This window comes from Actinoallomurus acaciae (assembly GCF_042429965.1).
Lineage (GTDB): Bacteria > Actinomycetota > Actinomycetes > Streptosporangiales > Streptosporangiaceae > Actinoallomurus > Actinoallomurus acaciae.
This window is the reverse complement of the sequence record NZ_JBHLZP010000787.1, coordinates 1-2,771: the sequence shown is the minus strand read 5'-3', so window position 1 is coordinate 2,771 and position 2,771 is coordinate 1. Positions and strand designations below refer to the sequence as shown.

General features: G+C 75.1%; 3 protein-coding genes and 1 pseudogene. All 4 read left to right on the top strand.

Translation table 11 applies throughout. From position 1 onward, the window contains the following. A pseudogene (locus ACFFNX_RS46970) lies at positions 1–492 on the top strand (hypothetical protein); the annotation flags it as partial. 17 nt (positions 493–509) lie between these two features. Continuing rightward, entirely contained in the window at positions 510–1,160 is a 651-nt protein-coding gene (locus ACFFNX_RS46965) for a hypothetical protein (RefSeq protein ID WP_378212878.1), read from the top strand. A 13-nt stretch (positions 1,161–1,173) separates the two neighbouring features. Further along, positions 1,174–2,412 carry a hypothetical protein gene (locus ACFFNX_RS46960; RefSeq protein WP_378212876.1) on the top strand — a complete coding sequence of 413 codons (1,239 nt, stop codon included), beginning with the start codon at positions 1,174–1,176 and terminating at the stop codon, positions 2,410–2,412. Beyond that, the coding region (locus ACFFNX_RS46955) for a hypothetical protein (protein ID WP_378212875.1) at positions 2,412–2,771 on the top strand (360 nt) is incomplete at its 3' end. The genes ACFFNX_RS46960 and ACFFNX_RS46955, both read left to right, overlap by 1 nt.

The following is a 2,771-nucleotide window of genomic DNA, read 5'->3' as shown; positions in this document are numbered from 1 at the left end:
GAGCTGCCGGCGGAGGAGTACCGGGTGATCGCGCTGTTCCCGCCCGAGCCGGGCCCGGGAGGGGTGGGCCTGGCCGACTGCCTGCGCGGCGGGCTCGGCGTGCTGCCTCCCGAGGGCGACTGGCGTGCCGCGCTCGTCGCCGCCGACTGGATCATCGACGACGGCGCCGTCGGCCCGTACGGCGTGGTCACCGGGGCGTCCGTACTGCTGAGCGGCGTCCACGAGGCCGACATCGCGCCGGACTCCGCTCTCGCCGAGCTCGCCCGGGTGGCGCCGCGGCTGTCGCCGTACCGGCCCATCGAGTCACAGCTCCACGAGGCCGCGGCGCGGCACCGGCCGGACCTGCACCGGCCGGTGCTGGAGCGCATCACCTCCGAGCCCGGCCGGTTCAACCGCAACATGCGGTCGCTGCTGTACCGCCACCTCGGGCTCCGGCAGCCCCTCAGCATCCCCACGACGGATCCGGTCGCTCCGCCGTTCCGCCTCGACTAGCCACGGGAGAAACGATCGTGGAAGCGTGCCTCATCGCGGCTCACCTGCTGCGCGTCGAAGACTCACTGGCCCTCGACCACCTGCCGCCGGACCGGCACGGCGCGTACCGGACGGTCCGGTCCGACGCCGAGATGCCGGGCATGCTGGTCATCCCGTCAGGGCGGGGACTGTCCGAGCCCCATCTCGTGGTCATGACCGACCCGGACCGGCATCGGCTGCCGCGGCCGGCCGGGTGGATCACGACCGACATTCATCTCGTCGTCTGCGCGCGGAGCCGCCGCGGCCGTGAGACCCCGGCCGTACCCGGTGTGTTCGTACGGCGGGGGCTGCGCGACCTCATCGCTCGCCGGCGCGGCGACGTCGTCGTCGGCCACCGTACGGGCGGCTGCGACCTGCGGTTGCGCGACGGACGGCTGCTGGCGGTGGCGGGACCGCGGATCGCGCCGGCGTCGGTCGGCGTCGCGTCCTGCTACGCCATGTACGGATCGGCCGTGCACTGCTGGCAGGCGGCGGGGATCTCGATGACCGCCCTGGACGAGGCGGTCGTGGCCGTGGGCCGGTACGTCGCCGCGACCGCGGGACGACCGGCGCACTTCCTGGTGACCGGGCGCGCGGAGATGAAGCTCCGCCGGCCAAAACCGATGACAGCGGCGTTCCGCGCCGCATAGGGGGAGGATCAGGTTGTCGAACGACGAATGGGTCCCAGGGCCCTTCGGACTGGACGCGGCCAAGGGGACGACCGTGCCGGGTCAGCGGACGGTGCTCGCCGTCGTCCATCACCTCACCGCCGGCACGCGGCTGGCCGAGGTGCTGCCGCTGCTGGAGAGCGATCGCCGGATTCAGGTCGTCTACACGGCCGCGCCGTCGTCGCACTTCACCGGCGGGCTCGCGGACTACCTTCACCGCCTGGGCGGTCTGACGGTGCCGTGGAGCCAGGCGATCCGGACGCGCTTCGACCTGGCGATCGCGGCGTCGAACGGACGGCTGGAGAGCCTGCACGCGCCCGTCCTGACGCTGCCGCACGGGTCCGGGCCCGGCAAGCTCTACCCGCGCATCCAGGGAGCCGGGCCGCCCGTGCCGCGCCCGGTCACCGGCGTGCTCCGCGACCGCCTGGTGGTCGGCGGACGGGTCGTCCCGTCGGCGTACGTGCTGCCGCACGAGCGGCACCTGCGCCTGGTCGAGCGCGACTGTCCCGAGGCGCTACCCGTGGCGGTCGTCGGCGGCGACCCGTGCTTCGACCGGCTCGTCGAGAGCCGGTGGCGCCGCGCGGCCTACCGGCGCGCCTTCGGCGTCGGGCGCGGACGGCGGCTCGTCCTGGTCACCTCGACCTGGGGAACGCACTCGCTGTTCGGGCGGCACCCGGACGTGCTGTTCCGCGTCGCCGCCCGGCTCCCGCGCGAGGAGTACGCGGTCGTGGCGGCGCTCCACCCGGGCATCTGGACCATGTCGGGGCGGCGGCAGGTGACGCGCTGGCACACCGACTGCCTGCGCCACGGCGTACGGCTGCTGCCGCCGGAGGAGGGCTGGCGTGCCGCGCTGATCGCGGCCGACCACGTGATCGGAGACCACGGCTCGGTCACCTACTACGGGGCCGCGCTGGGCGTGCCCGTCGCCCTCGGGGAGTTCGCCGAAGAGGACGTCGCGCCGGGCTCGCACATCGCCCGCCTCGGTGCGGTCGCGCCGAGGATCGACTGGGACGCGCCGCTGTCCCCGCAGCTTCACGCCTCCACCGGGTGCTTCGGCGAGGACGTCCACGCCGCGCTCCGCGCGGAGCTCACCTCCGTGCCGGGACGCGCCGCGGAGATCCTGCGGCGGGAGATGTACCGGCTGATGCGGCTGGCCGAGCCGGACCACCCGGCCCGGCTGGAACCGGTGCCGCTGCCGGACTGCGCGTCTCACGACGGGCTGCGGGCCGCCTGATGGACACGAGCGCGTGGCGCGTCCGGGTGTACCCGGCACCGGACGACGCGGACCCGTACCCCTTACCCGACCCCGACCGGCGGCGCGTCGTCGTCACGGGACCGGCGACGCCGCCGATCGCGACGGTGGTCCACCGCGTGGCGATCGACGTGCGTCATCCCGGCGGGCCCGGGTTCGCCGACGAGCACCTGCTCGCGGACGCCGGCGTCCCGGGGCCCTGGCCGCCGATCGCGGATGTGGTCGTCGCCGACGGGCCGCTCGGACGGGTGGCGGCCCTGCGCGCCCGGTGCCCGGGGTGTCTCGTGGCGGCGTTCGGCCGACCGGACGGCGAGTATCTGCTGGAGGTCGCCGCCGACTGG